The sequence below is a fragment of the Bacillus sp. AFS023182 genome, from assembly GCF_002560575.1.
GTDB lineage: Bacteria > Bacillota > Bacilli > Bacillales > Bacillaceae_G > Bacillus_A > Bacillus_A arachidis.
In genome coordinates this window covers 25411-46691 of record NZ_NTRO01000001.1, presented here as the reverse complement: position 1 = coordinate 46691, position 21281 = coordinate 25411, and the positions used below count along the sequence as shown (strand labels likewise).

The window sequence follows — 21281 nt, the reverse complement described above, 5'->3', positions numbered from 1 at the left end:
TCGTCAACGTTACTATCTAAAATAGAAAATCAGAGGAATCAATTTTCACCAGCTAAAAAAGGTTGCTGGGTATAATAGAAATGCAGAAATTTTTTCTAAATTAAGCAAACAAGAGAAACAGCAGAACGATTAGGAAAATTGAAATCAGAAAAGGTGGGGGAAACCTCATCCTTTTTTGCATGAAATAGACACATTTTTGTTATAAGAAGAAATGAAATCCCATAAAATATATTCGAATATTCGATTTTAAATTTCGCGAGGATGTAATAAAGGTGTGAAATGAAATTTCAAAGTAGGTGAGCGAATGCTAGAAAATTTATCGACAGAGCATCGTAATGAAAATACTATGAATTTAGATGAAATGAGTATAAAGCAGATTTTACAAACAATGAATCGAGAAGATTATAAGGTTGCTATAGCGGTAGAAAAAGAGATTGAGCATATCGAAAAAATTGTACAAAGTGCTATCACATCTTTTCAAAATGGTGGTCGTTTAATTTATATCGGAGCTGGTACAAGTGGGCGGTTAGGAGTTTTAGATGCTGCCGAATGTCCACCGACATTTGGAACAGATGAGAAACAGGTACAAGGATTTATCGCAGGTGGATCAAAAGCGTTTACGAAGGCAGTGGAAGGTGCTGAAGATCGAGAAGAATTGGCAGTAGAGGATTTAAAGGCTATTCAGTTAAATGATAAGGACACTGTTATTGGAATTGCTGCAAGCGGTAGAACACCTTATGTAATTGGCGGATTGAAATATGCAAACTCCGCTGGTGCAAGTACAGCTAGCATTTCCTGTAATAAAGGGGCAGAAATAAGTAAATTTGCAAAAATGAGCGTGGAAATAGAAACAGGGGCAGAGGTGTTAACAGGATCTACACGCTTAAAGGCCGGAACTGCACAAAAATTAGTGCTGAATATGATTTCAACAGCTTCGATGATTGGGGTAGGAAAAGTTTATAAGAATTTAATGGTTGATGTGCAATCAACAAATGAAAAATTAGTTGAGCGCTCCAAGCGAATTATTATGGAGGCGACAGGAGTAGATTATAAAGAAGCGGCAGTATATTACGAGAAAGCAAAGCGTAATGTGAAAGCTGCAATTGTCATGATATTACTGCAGTGCGAATATGGGGAAGCACTTGAAAAATTAACAGATGCGAAAGGATTTGTGAAAAAGACACTATAAAGAAGTGGGATTTATTGAAATGACACGAAAGGAAATACATAATGCAAAGAAGCTGTAAAGAGAAGCAAAAACTTTAATTATAAATCAAAATTACTTTCTATTCTAGAACGCTGGGAAATTCAAGGTGGTGATACTGGAAAGGCGACAGAGTGTTTATTGCCAGCAGAAGAACAGCACTATTGAAAAGAAATGAGATGAAAAAAATGAAGCGTGTAAAAATATCGCCATTATGTTAAAGATAATGGCGATATTTATCTATTAAGAGTGTTGCCGTACTAAAGTTTGGCTAGGCTGATGTGCAACTGCTTTAAAATGGGAAAATAAATAACAGCCAGTAACAACGATGAATGTGCCTACAATTTGTATCCAAGTTAGTTCTTCCCCTAAGAAAGGAAACGCTAAAATGGCAGTGAAAATGGGATTGAAATTTAGGAAGATACCTGATGTAGTTGCTCCTAATTTTTGAACGCCAATATTCCAAAACACCATACAGACTACAGTTGAAATTAAACCTGTATATAGTAGTGAAGTGATAAATGAAGCATTAATATTGGAAACAGTAAAGCTTGGTATATTAAATGGAAGCAATATAATGACACCAAAAATACCAGAATACAAAGTTGCCATCATTGGTGTAGTTGTTTTTGTTGCCCATTTACTACAAACAGAATAGATACCCCAAATACAAACTGCGGCCATCATCCACAAGTCTCCGCTATTAAAATGTAATGAAAATAACAGTGCGATATTTCCTTTTGAAAGGACGAGAATTACACCAAAAAAAGAAAAAATCATAGATAAGATTTGAAGTGTATTGATTTTTTCCTTTAAGAATAAAGATGAAAAGATTGCAATTGAAATCGCATTTAGTGTAGAAATAAGCCCTACATTTGTTGCCGAAGTTTGCTCTAACGCTAAAAACTGAAAAATATTAAAGAGAACAACACCGGTGATTCCCATAAGTAGTAAGGGAAGAATTGCGGCGCGCGGTGGGAGAATTTTCTTTTCTTTAAACCAGACAATTGGTAATAAGCAAAGAACGGCAATGATCCATCTTAAATTTGTAAGCGTCATTGGAGAAGCATGATCTACAAGTGACTTTCCAACGACAAAGTTTCCCCCCCATAGTAAGCTTGTTAGAAGTAGTAAAAAGACATAAAAATAAGGCATCGTTTAAACCCCTTTGTAAAAGTGAGAATGAATTGTAAATAATTTTAGCATTTTTCTTTGTTATCTAATACATTCTTTTGTATAATGGTGAAAATTCAATAAAATGTTTTGTTAGATGGTATAATTACGAAACTTTATTTAATTTTACTGAGATTATTATACATTTTTCCGAAGAATCGTCGGTAAGAAAAAAGGGGGATTTTTATGGAGGCATCTATTATTAAAATGGTAGATGATTTGGACGTACAAATTTTAGATATTTTACAAAAGGAGTCACAGGTAAGTAATGCCGAACTTGCACGTCGTGTTAATTTATCACCAGCTGCAATGCATGCAAGAATAAAGAGGTTAGAAGGGGAAGGCTTCATCGATAAACAAGTTGCCATTTTAAACCAGGAAAAGCTTGGATTCGATTTATTATGCTTTATTTTTATGAGCACAAATATTCATCAATCTGAAAAACTTGAAGTACTGGAAAGGGAACTGGAATCTATGCCGGAAGTATTGGAATGTCATTGTTTAACAGGGGAGTATGATTACTTACTAAAGGTCGCAAACAGAGATCGTAAGGAACTTGAGCGTTTTATTAGAAAGTTAAATAAGCTTGGAATTACAAAGATACAAACGAGCTTAGCGCTTCGTGAAATTAAGTATTCTACAGTATTACCGATAAGAAATTCGAAAACAAGTACTGAATGAGAGCGGTACTTGTTTTTTATATGTAAAATTCAGAATAATAATTGACGTGAGTAAGGAGTGGGTGTATTATTATATAAATTTATGAATTAATATACATAAAAAGGTTATAAATATTTAATTTAAGGGGATCAATTATGCAAATATGTAACGCGATTACAAGTGATGTGAAAGATATATATAACTTAATTGAAGTATATTCGAAGGAGGGAGTTGTTCTTCCACGTTCTCTTTTATCTTTGTATCAACACTTGCAAAGTTTGTATGTTGTAAAAGAAAAAGGGAAAATTTTAGGGGTTGCTGGATTACATGTTTTAGGAGAAGACCTTGCAGAAATACGCTCATTAGTCGTATCAGATACATATGCAGGTAAAGGGTTAGGACGTATGTTAGTCAATCATGTAGTGAGTGAGGCTTCTAAAATAAAGGTAAGAAGAGTTATTTCCTTAACGTATGAAACTACATTTTTTCAGAAGTGTGGTTTTGATTTTGTTGATAAGAAGTTGTTACCTGAAAAAGTGTGGGTGGATTGTAGACATTGTCCGAAATTTGATTGTTGTGATGAAGTTGCGATGATTCGGTATGTGGTGTGAATGTTAGAGCGTATGGGGCACATACTCAGCGAGAACGTATCACTATTGAGTATGTGTTGTTTCTATAAGTCTAGCTACGAACAAAAAGAGGTATAAAAAATAAAAATGGATGATTGACATTTTATAAATCATTCATGTAGAATATACATGAATGACATTCAGTCATTTTTGTGAAAGGGTGTAGATAATGTCCAAAAAAGAAAAAATTGTATACGCTGCTATCGAATGTTTTAGGGAAAAAGGAATTGAAAAAACAAAGATTTCAGATATCGTGAAATCTGCTGGTATCGCTCAAGGAACCTTCTATTTATATTTTTCGTCAAAACTATCTGTAGTGCCTGCAATAGCAGAAGTTATGATTGAGAAGATGATACGTGCAGTTGAAGAAAAAACAAAAAATAGCTCTTCTTTCTTCGAGACATTTTCGCAAATCGTAGATGCAATTTTTGATTTTACAAAGGAACATTACGAAATACAGGCATTAATATATCTTGGTTTAGCATCAACTGAACATATAAAAAAGTGGGAGAGTGTATATCAACCTCTTTACATTTGGATAAAACGCTTTTTAGAAGAAGCGAAGGAAGCTAATGGGGTACGGAATTCTATTCATGTTGAAAGAACGTCAAAACTTTTTATTGCTTTAGTTGAATCAGCAGCAGAACAAATTTATTTATATGATCATGTAAAAGAGGAGGAAGCTAATTTACAAAAAGCTGAAATTTTGGATTTTTTAACACATGCATTGCATATAAGAAAATAAATATCCATTGGTTGTAACATAATGGATAAATTTTTTTAAAGAAAAATGAATGATAGTCAGTCATAAAGGGTGGTAATTTATGAAAAATAAAGCTTGGTTATATGTAATATTAACATGTATTTTTGAAGTGTTTTGGGTGTTTGGTTTTAATACTGCACACGCATGGTGGCATTGGATGATAATTGTAGGAATCATTATGGTTGATTTCCAAATGCTGTCTAAAGCGTGTGAACATCTTGCGACAGGAACAGTATATGCTGTTTTTGCCGGAGCTGGAACTGTAGGAACTTTCTTGATGGACGTTTTTCTTTTTGGAGGAAGTTTTAGTCTAGGAAAATTATTCTTTATAGTTATGATAGTAGCTGGCGTTATTGGCTTGAAGTTAGCTGATAACAAAGAAGCAAAACAAGAAGAAGTTATGAAAGGAGCTGCTTAAGGATGGGATGGATTTTCGTCTTTTGTGCCGCAATTAGTGAAATGATTGGTGTAATCGGTCTTAAAATGTATAGTAAAGATAAATCAGTAACAAATGGCGTCATTTATATAGGTGGATTTGCTATTTCTTTTGCATTCTTATACACATCCTTCCTATTTTTACAGGTAAGTGTTGCCTATGCAGTTTGGATTGGTATAGGAACAGCGGGCGCCGTCTTGTTAAATATGTTCCTATTTGGAGAATCAAAAAGTAAGGCACGAATTATCAGTGTGGCTCTTATTGTATGCGGAGTTACGGGATTAAAGGCCCTTTCTTAAAGAGGGGAAATATATGTATGATTTTATCTCCTAATAGAACAATCTTCTAAGTTCTATCAGGAGATTTTTTCATGGAGAGATAAAGGTGAATCATCTAGGGTGTGCCTCTCTTTAATATTTCTATCAAAATCGTAATAACCGCTTTTATAATTTGATTCAGCCACCCAAAAAACAGTATATTAGAAAAATTCACATTAGATTCGGCTCTATTGTTGACAGTACAATAAAATTTCATATAGAATGAATGACAGTCGTTCTATACGTGTGTGAAAGGACTCAGATAATGAATAAAAAAGAGAAAATTGTTTATGCAGCTATTGAAGTGTTCCAGGAAAAAGGGGTTGAAAAAACAAAGATCTCTGACATTGTAAAATTGGCTGGCATTGCCCAGGGGACTTTCTATTTGTATTTTCCTTCTAAATTATCTGTTATGCCTGCAATTGCAGAAGTTATGGTTGAAAAGATGATACATGCAGTAAAAGAAAAGGTACAAAATAATGAACCTTTTTCAAAGAAAGTTATGCAAGTGATAGATGCTGTTTTTGACTTTATAGAGGAAAATCGTGAAATACAAGCATTAATGTATGCTGGTCTTGCGTCCACTGAACATATAAAAGAATGGGAAGCTGTATATCAGCCTCTTTATATGTGGTTAAGTCAATTCTTAAGTGAAGCAAAAGATTTAGGCGTAATTCGTAATTCTATTCATGTGGAAAGAACTGCAAAGTTATGTATCGCTCTTGTTGAATCCGCAGCAGAGCAAGTTTATTTATATGATCATAAACAGGACGATCAGGTCAATCTTCAGAAAGCTGAAGTACTAGACTTTTTAACACATGCATTGGATATTCGTGAATAAGCTGTTAGGTGAATCCATTTATAGCAAAGAGATGGATTCACTTCACCTGAAATGAATGAAAATCAGTCATTTCAGGGCAGAGATTTTATGAAAAAGAAAGGCATAGGTAAATACGATAAGTAAATTTCATTCTTCCATCCATATGGAAGATATAATGTTTCAGCAATCAGTGATTTTGTTGTATCCCGTTATTTGTAGGGGGTGGGAAGAATTTTCGCTAACAAAAACCCTCGTGGATATCATTAGCGGGAAGGATTTCACATCAATGATTTTTACAGAAAGAGGTGTTGATAAATGAAGAAATCAATAAAAGAACAAAAAATGGTATTAATCATTCTTCTTAGTAATATATTCATTGCATTTCTCGGAATTGGTCTCATTATCCCGGTTATGCCGTCATTTATGAATATTATGCAATTATCAGGAAAAACGATGGGATATCTTGTTGCCGTATTTGCAGTGGCGCAATTACTGATGTCGCCATTAACAGGGCGCTGGGTCGATCGTTATGGCAGGAAGAAAATTATCATAATTGGATTATTTCTTTTTGGTATTTCAGAACTTATCTTTGGTTTGGGAACGCATGTATCGGTCCTTTATATATCAAGGATGTTAGGAGGAATTAGTGCTGCCTTTATTATGCCTGGTGTTACGGCATATGTTGCAGATATTACATCTGTTCAAGAACGGCCAAAAGCGATGGGATATCTTTCTGCTGCCATCAGTACTGGTTTTATTATTGGGCCTGGCATCGGCGGGTTTATTGCAGAATATGGTATACGCGTGCCTTTCTTTTTTGCGGCAACCATTGCCTTTATTGCATGCGTTTCTTCCATATTTATTCTGAAAGAACCGTTAACAGCACAGCAGCTAGCAGAAATTTCTGCTAGTACGAAGCAATCAAACTTTATGAGAGATTTAAAAAAGTCCCTAAGTCCGGTATACTTTATCGCATTTGTTATTGTATTTGTACTTGCTTTCGGTTTATCAGCATATGAAACTGTTTTTAGTCTGTTTTCTGATCATAAATTTGGTTTCACACCGAAGGATATTGCTACCATTATTACAATAAGCTCAATCTTTGGTGTTGTTGTACAGGTATTTTTATTTGGAAAGCTAGTAGATATACTTGGTGAAAAAATGTTGATTCAATTATGTTTGATTACAGGTGCAATATTAGCTGTCGTATCTACATTAGTTTCTAATTTTTGGGTAGTACTGGCTGTAACGTGTTTTATCTTTCTTGCATTCGATTTACTTCGCCCGGCATTAACAACATTTTTATCAAAATCAGCTGGGAAAGAGCAAGGCTTTGTTGCTGGGATGAACTCAACTTATACAAGTTTAGGTAATATCGTTGGACCGGCTATGGGGGGAATACTATTTGATGTAAACATTCATTACCCGTACCTTTTCTCTGCTCTTATTATGGCTATTGGTCTTGGTATTACATTCATGTGGAAAGAAAAACAGTTGGCAGAAAGTTTAGCGAAATAATGAAAAATAAGTAAAGTGAATTTTGAAATATAGCCTGAAAATAAGCAAAATGCCCCTTAGAACTTGAAGGGGGATTTTGTGAAATTATAGGGGTTCTGGAATGGATTTCCATTTTTCAACATGGTGATAGATTGATAATAAGAGCTAAAAATGATATAGAGAGGAAGTAAAAACATGGATTGCTTTGCCAGATTCAATCTTAAAATATAAAACGATTTCATAATTACTCTTTTCCAGAATGCTATTCAAATCAAAAAACATCTCTTGTTTTTTGATTTGAATTTATAATTCCGATTATAAATTCGAATGTTTTGTATCTAGCAATTAAGCATTCCTATCAATCAAAGATAAATAACAAAGGAGATTGACCGCCGCATATTTGTGTATAGGCTGTCATCTCCTTTTTATTTTATCTCACTATGCGGGCAGTAATACTCCCACCTCAAAATTCAGCTAAAGCATTGTCCAGTGCCAGTGGCTAGAATGTTCGGTGGGAGATAAACTGCCCGTAAAAGCCCGATTGGTGAGGGCTAATAATCAGTGGGTGATGAAGAAATCCCCTACTTTATAAAGTGAGCCCAAAGCGCTTTAATTCGATAAAAATACCTTCCAATTGTTTCCCTTTATCCGTGAGAGTATATTCCACTCGGGGAGGAACCTCAGGATATACCGTTCTCGTTACAATACCTTGACTTTCTAATTCTTTAAGGCGAAGTGAAAGTGTTTTTGGGCTGATACCATCCATTGATTTTAGTAGATCACTAAATCGCAATGTTCCTTCAATAAGAAGATCACGAATAATTAAAAATGTCCATTTTGTTCCAATTGCGTCGAGTGTTTTTGCAATAGGACAAGGTATACCAGGTGAACCTTTCGTTAATACAATCGGATCTATATTGCTCATGGAAATAGCCTCCATAAAATTTTTTTGAATTGATTTGCTTTATAGTATCACAAAACTATCCTTTTAGTAACTATATGTAAAAAATATCACTACTTCCAAAAGGGAAATTACTACATATAAAATAGTATTAGGAACCACAAATGATTTCTAAACTAAGGGGGTGACTATAATGAAAATGAAAAATGGAACAAAAAAGGTATGGTGGTCATTTAGTTTCCTTGTAATTTGCATTGTCATAATCGGTACCGTGTTTACTGCATGCAGTAATACAAAAACGTCTACTTCTAAAAGTGAAATTCAGTTGTTGAAAGACATGCCAGAACCTAAGACAATGACAATCGATCCTTCATTAAGTCAAAAAGAAGCTACAGCAATGATTCATGCAGCCCAACGTTTTTATGCATTTTGGAATACTGGCAATGCGGATCTTATTCCACAAACCGTTACAGAGAAATTCTTTGATAATACGTTGCCAAAAGGACGCCCGCAAGGTCCCGAAGGCTTAGCATTTGCTGCAAAAAACTTTCGTAAAGTTGTTCCGGATATACATTGCGCGATCGAGGATTTATTAGTGGTTGGTGATAAGGTTACAGCTCGTTTATCCTTTACAGGAACACATAATGGAAAGCCAATTAACTTTCTTGCAATAGATATTTTGCGCATTAAGGATGGGAAAATTACTGAAGACTGGCATTTAGAAGATAATCTTACTCTTATGCAACAACTTGGAGTAGTAGCTGAGAATTAAATAATAGAGAATGTAAATATAAAATTCAATAAAGATAAAGGAGAGAAACACGATGAAAAACATATTAATCATAAATGGTCATCAAAAATATAGTGCAGACGGAGGGAAATTAAATCAAACATTGGTTGATCACATGGTCAGCTTACTAAGTGAAAAGAATCATGTGAAAACAACGATTATCCAAGATGGATACAATATTAAGGAAGAACAACAAAAATTTTTGTGGGCAGATATTATAATCTATCAAACGCCAATCTATTGGTTTAGTGTTCCGGGGTTATTTAAAACGTATATGGATGAAGTCTATGAGTATGGTTTGTTTTTTAAAGGGGCAGATCAATATGGCACAGGAGGATTACTAACAGAGAAACAATATATGTTTTCTACTACATGGAATGCAACCAAGAAAGCATTTCAAGATCCTTCGCAATTTTTTGAGGGTGAGAATTTAGAAGAAGCAATCAGTCACTTGCACCGAGTGCAGAAATTTATTGGCATGAAACCTTTAAAGAGTTTTGCGTGCTATGATGTAGTCAAAAACCCTAACATTGATACGTTTTTAGAAGAACTTGAAATGCATTTAAAAGAAGTGGTAAACATTTTCTGAATTTTAGAAATAAATAGCTAGTAAAACCTCAATCTTCAAATTGAGGTTTTACGGTTATGCAAGTTATTCATATTATATAAATGCGGATTGAAAGATCGACATAAAACCATTTCTTTTAAGAGGGGAAGGGGACCGATCATTTAGCCCCATGTCATGTGAAAACAGAAGGAGAAAATGAGTGAAGAACTTCTTTTGTTTTCATAAATGCGACTTATATGTCGGAAATATAACATGGATATATAAATAGTTAATTAATTTGATTTCAATACTCTTTAGCTGATTCCGTAGGATGAATCCAGAGCTTTGAAAAATCGGTCCAACCAAAAGAGTCAATTGTTACGTTTTTCAAAGAAGAGGGATATGTTTTCTTCTTAAAAACATGATAATTAAATAGAACAATATATTCTGTTTGAAGAAAATCTTCAATCTCATACATAAGTTTATAGCGCTTTTCTTTATTCTCTTCTGCTAAGAACGTATCTAGTAAACAATCAATCTGCTTTTTGTAGTGGGAATGCATAAATCGATTAATAAAGCAGCTTTTACTTTTAAATATATTGAGAAAAGCTATTTCTATATCTGAATTCAAAACTTCTCCCATTAAAATAATATCTGCGTGTTGATCAATAGAACGATCCGAGTAGTCTGAGACTGGAAAAGGGTGCAATTCCACTTGTATGCCTAAGGCTTGGCAACGTTCTTTTAGCCAGATGGCATCACGGGCACTATCTTTAAAGGAGAAGAAATACATATGTATAGTTTCACCTTGATAGGTACTCTTCTGTAAGTAATATTTAGCCTTCTGTAAAGAATAGAATTGTTTTTCTGCTATCCGACTTCTCTCTGGAAAGAAGCTGAATGCGGGAATTGTGCGCGTTCCTTGTAAATCGCGAATAATCGATTCAACATCATATAGCTCTCTCCAAGCTTTTCGAAAATAAATATCATGATGGGGACCGGGTTTTGTAAAGTTGAATGCAGCATATATACAGCCGGTTTCTTCTATTTGTACTTCGTGTTCTTTTGTATGTTCAGTATTTGGCAGTTCATAATGTGTATGTATTTGTGCATGTTCCGGAATCCGCCAAAATTCAATACGATCAAGTAAAGCACGTTCTTTAAAATAATCGGCAAATGCTTCTAATATAACTTGATCATCATCATAACAATGTAATTGAAATGCGCCTGTCCCGATATAATGATGATTCTGTATTTCTGCATCATGAGGTAGAATAGCTAATTGTATTGAACTTACATAATGTAGGAAAAACAAGTTTGGCTTTCGCAAATGAAAGCTTACTTGAAATGGTGATGGTGTTCCAATCTGTACAATCTCTTCTGTTAGCCAAGCGTAGGGAGAGTGAACACACCGTAGTCTTTCAAATGAAAATTGAACATCTTTAGAAGATAAAATGGTTCCATTATGAAATTGAACGCCTTTGCGTAAATGAAAAGTCCATGTAAGTTGATCATCACTCACTTCCCAAGTATGAGCGAGATGTGGCTCAATTTCTTCTGTGGCGTAGTTGTAAACAACTAACGTATCAAAAATTTGACTAATGAGGTGACCCTCTGTTGTGACAGCTGCAAATGCTGGATCAAGCGGTAATATCTTTCTCGAACAAGGTATCTTTAACACGTCATACATATCGTTTAAAGGTCTGTATCCAAAATGTTGTTGTAGTTTGTCTTCTAAACCTTTTCGAAGGGAAATAGGAAACGGTTCTTTCAAAAGAAGAAATACTTCCTTTAATTTATCTTGTTGTAATAGGAATTCGGCATAGGGAATAACTATTTCTGAAATGGTATGGTGAAAGAGAATTTCACTTTTATTTCCTCGTCCACGTCCTGGTATCCACGTAATTAACTTTTCTTCAGTCATTTTTCTAAGTACAATTTTCACGTTTTTTGTACTGCAGTATAAAATATCGGCTAGTTCTTGCAAGCTATTATGTATGTACTGTTTTTCTGGATCATGCAATCGTAGTTGAATATAGTAGTCCATCACTTTCATGTTTAAACGACTCCTTCTTTCTAAAAGGGGAAATTCTTTAGAATATTCTAACCTTTTTCTCCCTTTTTTTCAAAGTAAAATGAATACACATAAGGGGGAGAGAACAAATGGGATTTTGGAGCATGCATCGGAATATAAAAATTAGAATTATAACTTCATTTTTAACACGTACGGTATCAACGATGATTTTCCCGTTTATGGCAATTTATTTTTCAGTAAAACTCGGAAGTGCTCTTGCAGGCGTTTTATTATTAGTGAACGTAATGGCAGCGTTAATTATCGGGCTTTATGGCGGTTATATTGGAGATCGATTAGGGCGAAAAAAGGTTATGGTTATAGGACAAGTGATACAAGTTGTTTCAATTGCTTGTATGGGAATTGCAAATTCAGATTATGTAGATTCACCTTGGCTTACTTTCGTGTTTATGTTAATGAATAACCTTGGTTCAGGGCTTATGAACCCGGCGACAGAGGCGATGTTAATTGATGTGAGTACACCAGAGAATAGAAAGGTAATGTACAGTATCAATTATTGGGCAATCAACTTGTCTATTGCGATTGGAGCGATATTTGGAGGGTTATTATTTGAACACTATCGCTTTCAACTGTTTGTCGTATTAACAGTAGTAGCATTACTGACATTGTATTTGATTACAGCATATATGGAAGAAGTATATGTTACTCAGCAAAAGACAAAACAGAAGCATGTTTTAAAAGAAATGGCTGAAAATTACAAGGTTGTTATGACAGACAGGGCATTTTTGATATTTTGTTTGGCAAGTATATGTACGTTATCGTTAGAATTTCAGATCAATAATTATTTAGGTGTACGCTTGCAAAAAGAATTTGAAACGATGCACTTTGCATTTGGCAACGATATTCGTTTTGATCTAACAGGTATCCGTATGCTAAGTTGGATTTCCGCAGAGAATACGATTTTGATTGTTTTATTTTCAGCGCTTGTGATTAAAATGATGAAACGTTTTAATGACTTGAAAATTCTATATGTTGGCTTGTTTATCTATACAGTTGGATTTACAATACTTGGATCGAGTAATAGTTTGTGGATTTTATTAATAGCAGGGCTTTTTCAAACGGTTGGTGAGATGATGTATGTGCCGGTTCGTCAATCCATTATGGCAGACATGGTACCAGATAATGCGAGAAGTTCTTATATGGCGATTAACGGAATGGTTTTTCAAGTAGCCAAAATGAATGGCGCATTAGGCATTATGCTAGGTTCTTTTATAGCATCATGGGGAATGAGCTTCGTTTATTTTCTAGTGGGTGTAAGTAGTATTTTATTATTTAGAAAAGCAATTAGTAGGACAGAATACCGTGAAGAAAACATACCTCATATAGGATAAGGAAATATATAAAAAGCGAATCGTTTTTATAATGATTCGCTTTTTATATTCCATTAAAAAAAAAACGTCTGCTTCAGCTAATGTATTGCTAGTGCCTGGGTTCATTCAAAGGTTCTTCAGTTCACCTACTTCAGAGAGTGTGACAATGGTATAACCACTAATTAATACAATGAGTCCAATGCCCCTTAATGTTTGCGAGCTAATATTTCTTTGGTTTTCCTCAGAGTTACTTGGGGGCGTTAAAGTTTGAGTGTTGTTCATCGTAGGGCTCCCATCTTTTATATATGTGATCAAACATTTTTGCACCAGAACTGAGATAAAATGAATACGAGTATTTTTACATATGAATCTATGAAAAATTGATGGAATTGTCAGTTTTTTATTTTTGAAAAAATTATTTATCTATTTTTATAAAAAAATATTTTTTTGACCCCCATAAAATTTTTATTTCCTCCGAATATATATAGTGAAGAAAGAAAATGGGGGAAAAATCATTATGAAAAAAACACTGTTAAAAGGCACCATGGTAACTATGATGGCATGCAGCCTGTTTCTGATGGGAACAGCAGCGTATGCTAGTGAAAACACATATGCGATAAAAACAACGGAAACAGAAAAACCATCTTTAGTACAAGGTGACGTTTTTTATTTTGTGAAAACTATGGTTGAAGATATTAAAATGGCTCTTGCGACAAACGATTTAGAGAAAGCGAAGCTACTGTCTGAGCAAGCCGCAGAACGAATTACTGAAGCAAGTGTACTAATTGAAAAAGGAAAAGGAAATCTTACACAAGATACATTAGAAAAAGCGGCGGAAGACTTAGAAAAAGCAGATAAGCTTTCTGGCGAAGAGAAAGCAGAAACAGAAAAATCTGCTGACGAAGAAGAAAAAGAAGGAGCGAAAGTAAAAGTGCACATCGGAAACAACATCGAAGCATTAGCAAAAGTGCTAGATCAAGTGAAAAATCCGAAAGCAAAAGCCGCAATTACCAAAAATATAGAGAAGAGTTTTTCAAAGATTGCAGCTAAAATAGAGAAAGAGCAAGAAAAACAAGCGGACGCTATTGCAAAAGAAAACAAGAAATCAGATCAAAATACAGAAGTAACTCCAGCACAACCAGAACAAGTAACGCAACCAGAACAAGTAACGCAACCAGAACAAGTAACACAACCAGAACAAGTAACGCAACCAGCACAAGCAACACAGCCAGCAAAACCAGCGCAACCAGCAAAACCAGCACAACCGGCACAGTCAGCAAAACCAGCGCAACCGGCACAGCCAGCACAACCGGCACAGCCAGCAAAACCAGCGCAACCGGCACAGCCAGCAAAACCAGCGCAACCAGCACAACCGGCACAGTCAGCAAAACCAGCACAGCCAGCGCAACCAGCACATAAACCGGCTATTTCTCATGAGAAGCATGAGCAATCAAACCAAAAGGGTCAAACAGAAAAGAATGATCATCAAGACAACGGTAAAAAGGTCGGTCACGAAAAGCATGAAGAACAGAAAGAGGACAAGCACAAAGAAAAGTAGTAAGAAAATGTGGTGAAATGGTCACTTTTTTAGTGACCATTTTGCTATTTGAAGCAAAAGGAGGGAGGGGGATTACTAGTGTTGAGTTTAGTGATGAAGATCATAAACAAACCGACCATAGAAGATATCGTATTTAACATACAAAACAACGGAGGAGATAAGGAAGCTTTTATCGCACAGTATCGGCCTTTTATTCGAAAATCAATCTCGTCTGTCTGCTGCCGGTATATTACGGAGCAGGATGATGAATATAGCATTGGATTGTTTGCGTTTAATCAAGCAATTGAACAGTATTCATATAAAAAAGGAAAATCTTTTCTAGCGTTTGCTGAGCTTCTTATAAAAAGAGATGTAATTGACTATATACGCAAGGAGTCTAAGCATAATCTCGTCTTTTTAAAAGAAGACCAGCAAGAGGAAATGGTAGAAATGCAGGTATCGCTTACGGAGTATATGAAAGAGATGGAAAACAGAAACCGTAAGGAGGAAATTCTTCATTTTCAAATTGTGCTAGCTGAGTTTAAAATCACATTTTCAGAGCTTGCTAAGGAATCTCCAAAGCATCGTGATACGCGTGAGCACTTAATAGAAATTGTAAAGATTATTATAAAAGAAGAGAAAATGATGGAAGAGCTGTTCCGAAAGAAAAAGTTACCGCTTAAACACATTGAACCGCGTGTTAGGGCAAGTCGGAAAACGTTGGAGCGGCATAGAAAATATATTATTGCAATGTGTATTATCTTTGCAAACAACTATACATATATTCTTGATTATATAAGAGGGGGGAAGCATGATGAATAAAGGGATTGTGATGGATATAAAAAAACGTAGCGTAGTTGTGTTAACTCCGGATGGAGAGTTTATTACGTTTAAAAGAAAATCGCACTCTTATATGATTGGAGAGGAAATCTCGTTTAACGAACAAGAACAAAGAGTACCGCGTTTTTCAATCCCTTCTTTTTTAAAGCCTGTATCATTACTTGTTGCTTGTTTTCTATGTGTGTTTCTGTTTTTCTACTACCAACCGGAAGAAAAAGCATTCGCTTATGTCTCAATTGATATTAATCCCAGTTTAGAGGCAAGCGTAACAAAGGATCTTCGTGTTATAGATTTGCGAGCTTGTAATGATGATGGAAAGCGCATTTTAAAAGAAATGAAACGATGGAAAAATAAACCTTTGCAAGACGTAGTACGTACCATTGTAAAGCAAAGTCAAGAGGATGGATACTTAACGAATGACAAGCAAGTTATGCTAACAGCTGTTACAAAGGACAAGTCGCTAGAACCCCAGTTGGAAAAGGCTATGCAAGAATTAAAGAAAGAGTATGAGACAAAACATGTTACAGTCGTATATCAAAGCAGTACGATGCAAGTGCGAGAGAATGCCAAGAAAGCAGGAGTCAGCACAGGCGTCTATATAAAGCAAGAGAATGAGAAGAAGAAATCGCTTACTCCTCCTGCACCGCCGTCTAATCAGGAGGAACACCCTCAGGAGAGACATTCGCAACCAAAGTCATCATCCGATGCATCAGCGGATTTGTCTCCTGTAAAAGAAGAAAGATTTGAGAAGCAAGAGCAAATAGAACAAAAGCAATCCCAGGAACAGCAACCCCAGCAATCAAAAGGAAATAATGGGCATCAGCAAGAAAACAACGGTAAAGAGTCTAAACAAGAAAATAAAGAGTCTCAGCAAGAAAACAACGGTAAAGGACATAAACAAGAAAATAAAGAGTCTCAACAAGAAAACAACGGTAAAGGGTATAAACAAGAAAATAAAGAGTCTCAGCAAGAAAACAACGGTAAAGGATATAAACAAGAAAATAAAGAGCCTCAGCAAGAAAACAACGGTAAAGGACATAAACAAGAAAATAAAGAGCCTCAGCAAGAAAACAACGGTAAAGGATATAAACAAGAAAATAAAGAGTCTCAGCAAGAAAATAAAGGCAATATAAACGCAAATAACGGGCATAAAAAAGAGGACAAAAACGTTCCTGCCACGCAACATCAGGGGAAAGAAAAGAAAAATCCATAGAATATTGAAGAATAGGGTTTGTTCCATGTTAGGATTGAAATCATTTCGTACAGCAACCTTGATTTTGAGAGGTATCGAAGCCATGCATATGATGAAAAAAGGGCAACTTCACCAAAGGGTGAAATCTGCTCAAAATGAGGTTGAAGTCATTCATAGGTTATTTGGATTAGTCGTTTGATCTCAAAGTTAACAGGAAATTACTGTTCTATATTTCTATTAAGCTATTTTCGCACCAAAACCCTAGAAGGTCTATCTATTAAAATAGTTTGCGTTTGTATTCAGAATAAAAAGAAAAGGAGTATGTAAAAAAATAATGGAGAAAAAAATTCAACAAGAGACAGATAAATCAAAACCCGTTTTTTATGATCCTAAAGGAAGAAGAAAAATAGCTTTCAGTTGGTTTCTATGTATCTCAATAGTTAGCGTAAGTATTGTATTTTATTTTTTCTTTCGAAGTATTTTTTCAACACCAGAAATTCCAAATATGAATCCTTCTGTAAAGCAAGATACTAAACTTGTACCTATTAATCAAAAACTCAGCGACCAGCAGTTAAAGAAGGAAGAATTCAAATCTCCTAATACCGAAAAAAAGAATAATGAAAATTCGGGAAAATCAACAGGCAATGGCGAACAACCTAAAGAAGTTTATGGTTTTTATGTAAACTGGGATGAAAATAGTACTGCTTCTTTAAAAGAAAATATCGATTCATTAACCATGTTAGTACCAGAGTGGTATCACTTAAAAGCAGACTTAACAATTAGTAGTGAGATTAAGCCTGACATTGTAAAGTTAGCAAAAAAAAATCATGTGAAAATTATGCCTTTACTTACTAACTATACTCAAGAAGCTTCTGGTCCTGATAGTAAACTTGTTCATAAGTTACTGAATGCTCCAGATAATGTACAGACAAAGTTTATTAATGATTTAGTAAAGCGAATTGAAGAGAATCAATTTGCGGGTATTAATATTGACTTTGAGTCAATACCTGAAGGCGATAGAGATAAATTAACAAATTTCATGAACGAACTTACTACGGTCTTTCATAAACATCATTTGCTCGTAACTCAAGATGTCCCTGCTAATGATAAGGCCTTTGATTATGATGCATTAGCTAAAGTAATAGATCGTATGATTGTCATGATGTATGACGAACACTATGGGGCAGGGAAACCAGGACCAATTGCTTCAAATAAATGGTTTGAACATACGCTCAATGAACTAGACATTCCCTCTGAGAAACTTATCGTTGCTTTCGGTAATTATGGATATGATTGGGAAGTAAAGAGTAAAGCACCTGCGAAGTCTTTAACTTTCTCAGAAGTTATGACAATGGCTCATGATTCAAATATAAAAATTCAATGGGATAAGATTAGTGGAAACCCTTATTTTCGATATAAAAAAGGAGCGAAAGAACATACTGCTTGGTTCTTAGATAGTGTTACTCTTTATAATCAAGTAAAAATCGCAATGAACAACAATGCAAAGGGGTTTGCATTATGGAGACTAGGATCAGAAGATCCTACTGTATGGAAAGCTTTAAAAGATCCTATTGAAGTACAAAAAAATCCTGATGCATTACATAAAATCGCTAGTTTAGATGAAGTAAATTATTCTGGGCAAGGCGAAATTTTACAGATTGAGAATGAAAGACAAAATGGATTAAGAGATTTTAAAGTAGGCAAAGAAGGTTATCTTACAGATGAAGTGTATCAATCACTACCATCTGCATATCAAGTGCAGCGCTATGGAAAACCAAAAGGAAAACAAGTAGTACTAACATTTGATGATGGACCAGATCCTAAATACACACCGGAAATTCTAGATATATTAAAAGAGAATAAAGTAAAAGCAGCCTTTTTTGTACTTGGTGAAAACGCTCAACTAAATCCTAGTCTTGTTAAAAGAATATACGATGAAGGGCATGAAATTGGCAATCATACCTTCAAGCATCCTAACGTAGCTGATACGTCTTTACTACGAACAAAAGTAGAACTGAATACAACTCAGCGCCTGATTCAGGAAATAACTGGACATTCTACGGTTTTATTTAGGCCACCATATGAAGCAGATGCTAACCCGGATTCATCAAATGAAATATTGCCTATTTTGCGTGCACAAAATATGAATTATACAATGGTGGCAGAAAAAGTTGATCCTGAGGACTGGGCGACGCCATCAACAAATGAATTGGTAAAGCGTGCTCTTAATCCCATTTATAAGGGGGAGGGAAATGTTGTTCTTCTCCATGATGCAGGAGGGAATCGTACTCATACGGTAGAGGCGCTGCCAATGATTATTAAAGACCTTAAAAAGCATGGATATAGTTTTGTAACAATTTCAGATTTAATGGGCAAAGAACGAGATGAAGTTATGCCTCCCGTTTCTTCTGAGGGTAAGCAATATTTACTTTACAATAAAGCTGTTTTTTCTGGAGCGGGATATGCTAAGCACATATTAACAACTATTTTTTATATTGCTATTGGATTAGGTATTTTCCGATTCCTATTTTTAATTTATTTTGCATTCAAGCAAAAAAGGAAAACAAGGTCCCGTTTATTTACTAATTCGTCTTATCAGCCTTCCGTTAGTGTTGTGATAGCGGCATATAATGAAGAGAAGGTTATAGCCAAGACGATCCGCTCAATTTTGGATAGTGATTATAGAGATTTTGAAGTTATTGTTGTTGATGACGGCTCGAAAGATGATACGTCAAAAGTAATTCAAGAAGCATTCCATAAACATCCTAAAGTTCGTTTAATTCAGAAGGAAAACGGTGGGAAATCATCCGCGATGAATTTAGGATTTCAAAAATCACGAGGAGAAATCATTGTCACTTTAGATGCGGATACTATTATTGCGCAAGATGCTATTTCGCTAATGATTAGACACTTTGAAGATCATAATGTAGCGGCAGTTTCAGGCAATGTCAAAGTGGGAAATAGACGGAATTTGTTAACTACTTGGCAACATGTTGAATACATTACAGGATTTAATTTAGAACGCAGAGCCTTTGATGAATTGGATTGTATCACGGTAGTTCCTGGAGCTATTGGGGCATGGCGTAAAAAGAATGTAGTTGAATCTGGATATTTAAGCGAAGATACACTTGCAGAAGATACGGATCTTACTATAACATTTTTACGTCAAGGGCATCGAATTGTATATGAAGAAGAAGCGTATGCTTATACGGAGTCGCCTGAAGATGTGAAAAGTCTCATTAAACAGCGATATCGTTGGTCGTATGGTACACTGCAATGTCTTTGGAAACATCGAAAGGCGTTGTTTAATCCAAAGCATAAAACATTAGGGTTTGTTGCATTACCTAATATGTGGCTATTTCAATATGTTCTGCAATTCATTGCTCCTTTAGCAGATATATTAATGATTATGGGGCTATTTGGTAGCAATCCTCTAAAAGTTTTAGGATTTTATCTTGTGTTCTTTGTAATGGATCTTCTCGCTTCTCTTTTCGCATTTAAATTAGAGAAAGAGAATCCTAAACCATTAGCGTGGTTAATTTTACAACGTTTTATTTATCGTCAATTTATGACTTATGTTGTAATTAAATCTGTCTTTTCATCTATTCGAGGAGTAGCTGTGGGATGGAATAAATTGAAGAGAATGGGAAGTGTTGAGCACTCCTCTAAACATAATGAGGCATCATAAGAGAGCAGATAATCTGCTCTCTTTTTTTACTAGTAGCTTCTTAATTTGAATAACAATAGCTATGAATGATGTGGAACGAAAAATGCAAGTGGTAGAAAAAGAGAGAACGGGAAAATATGCTTTCTTCGTCTGGCGATATTAATCTTCATCACAATTTCCAAGTCCAAACAATAACCCAAATAAATGCACAAGATAGAATCCGAAAATCAGCTTCACAAATGTGAATATTTACTAAAATTCTATTTTTTGTACACATTACCATTTAGAATATTCTTGCATTTTCTAATGTCTCGTTTGATTTGCTGATTTTCAAAAAAATAAACCTCTGTACCTGACCAAATAAAAACCCAACACACAATGCTTAATACTCCTGCAATATAGGCATGATTGTTTGAAAGCTTCAAGAATATCACCCCAATAATAATACCAATCACAAACAAAACAATAGCCTTTTTGACATTTCTAGCATATGTATATTCCTCTTCGTTCAAAAGGTTAGAAAAAGTGTTAAATGTGGCAGTCTTCAATGACTTTTCATCAAAATCATTCTGACCTGAAAAAAATATTTCTACTTCTTTTCTTTTGCCACTGTGTAGCTTTGACAAAATAAAATCTTCAAGGTCAGAGCTTAGGTGAACATCATCTGAGCTATAATATCTTGAAAACGGAGTATCAGTTTCATCTAAATAGATATTTATACTTAATTCATCTTTCATGTTAACCCTCCTTTAAATCTAATTTACTAGTTGAAAGTCAACCTTTTATCAGTATGGTCAAGATAGCAACAATTCTTACGAAAACAGCGTTGTAAAAAGAGAAAGTCAATTCAAAAGAAATAAGAAACTAGCAATATAACCAATACAGTTAAGCAACCAGCCTAGGTGG

20 protein-coding genes and 1 pseudogene are annotated in these 21281 nt (G+C 34.9%); 16 read left to right on the top strand and 5 right to left on the bottom strand.

Annotation, left to right across the window (positions count from 1 at the left end):
- The first annotated feature begins 304 nt into the window (after window positions 1-304).
- Window positions 305-1189 carry an N-acetylmuramic acid 6-phosphate etherase gene (gene murQ / locus CN288_RS00225; RefSeq protein WP_026590757.1) on the top strand — a complete coding sequence of 295 codons (885 nt, stop codon included), beginning with the start codon at window positions 305-307 and terminating at the stop codon, window positions 1187-1189.
- Window positions 1190-1447: 258 nt separating this feature from the next.
- Here murQ and CN288_RS00220 read toward each other — a convergent pair whose 3' ends face one another.
- Window positions 1448-2359, bottom strand: a complete 912-nt coding sequence (locus CN288_RS00220) for a DMT family transporter (protein ID WP_026590756.1) — start codon at window positions 2357-2359, stop codon at window positions 1448-1450.
- Window positions 2360-2563: 204 nt separating this feature from the next.
- Here CN288_RS00220 and CN288_RS00215 point away from each other — a divergent pair, with 204 nt between their 5' ends.
- From CN288_RS00215 to CN288_RS00185, 7 genes are all read left to right on the top strand, one after another.
- Window positions 2564-3058 (top strand): Lrp/AsnC family transcriptional regulator, encoded by a 495-nt coding sequence (locus CN288_RS00215; RefSeq protein ID WP_098301650.1) that lies wholly within the window; start codon window positions 2564-2566, stop codon window positions 3056-3058.
- 134 nt (window positions 3059-3192) lie between these two features.
- Window positions 3193-3648: an N-acetyltransferase gene (locus CN288_RS00210; RefSeq protein WP_098301649.1), complete on the top strand. Its 456-nt coding sequence runs from the start codon at window positions 3193-3195 to the stop codon at window positions 3646-3648.
- A gap of 184 nt (window positions 3649-3832) precedes the next feature.
- Window positions 3833-4411, top strand: coding sequence for a TetR family transcriptional regulator (locus CN288_RS00205; protein ID WP_141527910.1), 579 nt, complete (start codon window positions 3833-3835; stop codon window positions 4409-4411).
- Window positions 4412-4490: 79 nt separating this feature from the next.
- Window positions 4491-4847 carry a DMT family transporter gene (locus CN288_RS00200; protein WP_026590752.1) on the top strand — a complete coding sequence of 119 codons (357 nt, stop codon included), beginning with the start codon at window positions 4491-4493 and terminating at the stop codon, window positions 4845-4847.
- A gap of 2 nt (window positions 4848-4849) precedes the next feature.
- On the top strand, window positions 4850-5164 hold the full coding sequence (locus CN288_RS00195) for a DMT family transporter (protein WP_026590751.1): 315 nt from the start codon (window positions 4850-4852) through the stop codon (window positions 5162-5164).
- 280 nt (window positions 5165-5444) lie between these two features.
- Window positions 5445-6023, top strand: a complete 579-nt coding sequence (locus CN288_RS00190; RefSeq protein ID WP_026590750.1) for a TetR family transcriptional regulator — start codon at window positions 5445-5447, stop codon at window positions 6021-6023.
- A gap of 294 nt (window positions 6024-6317) precedes the next feature.
- Window positions 6318-7520, top strand: a complete 1203-nt coding sequence (locus CN288_RS00185) for an MFS transporter (protein WP_090691295.1) — start codon at window positions 6318-6320, stop codon at window positions 7518-7520.
- Between the two features lie 565 nt (window positions 7521-8085).
- Here CN288_RS00185 and CN288_RS00180 read toward each other — a convergent pair.
- A complete protein-coding gene (locus tag CN288_RS00180) occupies window positions 8086-8424 on the bottom strand; it encodes a winged helix-turn-helix transcriptional regulator (RefSeq protein WP_026590748.1) in 339 nt (112 codons plus the stop codon).
- 169 nt (window positions 8425-8593) lie between these two features.
- Between CN288_RS00180 and CN288_RS00175 the strand changes: the two genes are divergently transcribed.
- Together CN288_RS00175 and CN288_RS00170 are read left to right on the top strand one after the other, a co-directional pair.
- Window positions 8594-9172, top strand: a complete 579-nt coding sequence (locus CN288_RS00175) for an ester cyclase (RefSeq protein WP_098301647.1) — start codon at window positions 8594-8596, stop codon at window positions 9170-9172.
- Between the two features lie 52 nt (window positions 9173-9224).
- On the top strand, window positions 9225-9779 hold the full coding sequence (locus CN288_RS00170; RefSeq protein ID WP_026590746.1) for an NAD(P)H-dependent oxidoreductase: 555 nt from the start codon (window positions 9225-9227) through the stop codon (window positions 9777-9779).
- Window positions 9780-10041: 262 nt separating this feature from the next.
- On the opposite strand, the gene CN288_RS00165 is transcribed toward CN288_RS00170, so the two are convergent.
- Window positions 10042-11793, bottom strand: a complete 1752-nt coding sequence (locus CN288_RS00165; protein WP_026590745.1) for an SgrR family transcriptional regulator — start codon at window positions 11791-11793, stop codon at window positions 10042-10044.
- A 107-nt stretch (window positions 11794-11900) separates the two neighbouring features.
- Here CN288_RS00165 and CN288_RS00160 point away from each other — a divergent pair, with 107 nt between their 5' ends.
- Complete coding sequence (locus CN288_RS00160; protein WP_090691300.1) at window positions 11901-13160, top strand: MDR family MFS transporter; 1260 nt, start codon at window positions 11901-11903, stop codon at window positions 13158-13160.
- Between the two features lie 105 nt (window positions 13161-13265).
- Here CN288_RS00160 and CN288_RS28560 read toward each other — a convergent pair whose 3' ends face one another.
- Window positions 13266-13421 carry a hypothetical protein gene (locus tag CN288_RS28560; RefSeq protein WP_098301646.1) on the bottom strand — a complete coding sequence of 52 codons (156 nt, stop codon included), beginning with the start codon at window positions 13419-13421 and terminating at the stop codon, window positions 13266-13268.
- A gap of 235 nt (window positions 13422-13656) precedes the next feature.
- Between CN288_RS28560 and CN288_RS28555 the strand changes: the two genes are divergently transcribed.
- The 5 genes and pseudogenes from CN288_RS28555 to CN288_RS00125 all read left to right on the top strand — a co-directional run bounded on the left by CN288_RS28555 (window position 13657) and on the right by CN288_RS00125 (window position 20396).
- Complete coding sequence (locus tag CN288_RS28555) at window positions 13657-14697, top strand: DUF5667 domain-containing protein (protein ID WP_176527636.1); 1041 nt, start codon at window positions 13657-13659, stop codon at window positions 14695-14697.
- A gap of 78 nt (window positions 14698-14775) precedes the next feature.
- Window positions 14776-15498, top strand: coding sequence for an RNA polymerase sigma factor SigI (gene sigI, locus CN288_RS00140; protein ID WP_026590742.1), 723 nt, complete (start codon window positions 14776-14778; stop codon window positions 15496-15498).
- The gene (locus CN288_RS00135) at window positions 15491-16729 is read left to right on the top strand and encodes an anti-sigma factor domain-containing protein (RefSeq protein WP_098301645.1); all 1239 of its coding nucleotides are present in this window, start codon (window positions 15491-15493) and stop codon (window positions 16727-16729) included. The genes sigI and CN288_RS00135 overlap by 8 nt, the downstream gene beginning before the upstream one ends.
- A pseudogene (locus CN288_RS00130) lies at window positions 16725-16907 on the top strand (IS6 family transposase); the annotation flags it as partial. The gene CN288_RS00135 and the pseudogene CN288_RS00130, both read left to right, overlap by 5 nt.
- Window positions 16908-17042: 135 nt before the next feature.
- Entirely contained in the window at window positions 17043-20396 is a 3354-nt protein-coding gene (locus tag CN288_RS00125; protein ID WP_098301644.1) for a glycosyltransferase, read from the top strand.
- Between the two features lie 239 nt (window positions 20397-20635).
- On the opposite strand, the gene CN288_RS00120 is transcribed toward CN288_RS00125, so the two are convergent.
- A complete protein-coding gene (locus CN288_RS00120) occupies window positions 20636-21112 on the bottom strand; it encodes a hypothetical protein (protein ID WP_026590738.1) in 477 nt (158 codons plus the stop codon).
- Window positions 21113-21281 lie beyond the last annotated feature (169 nt).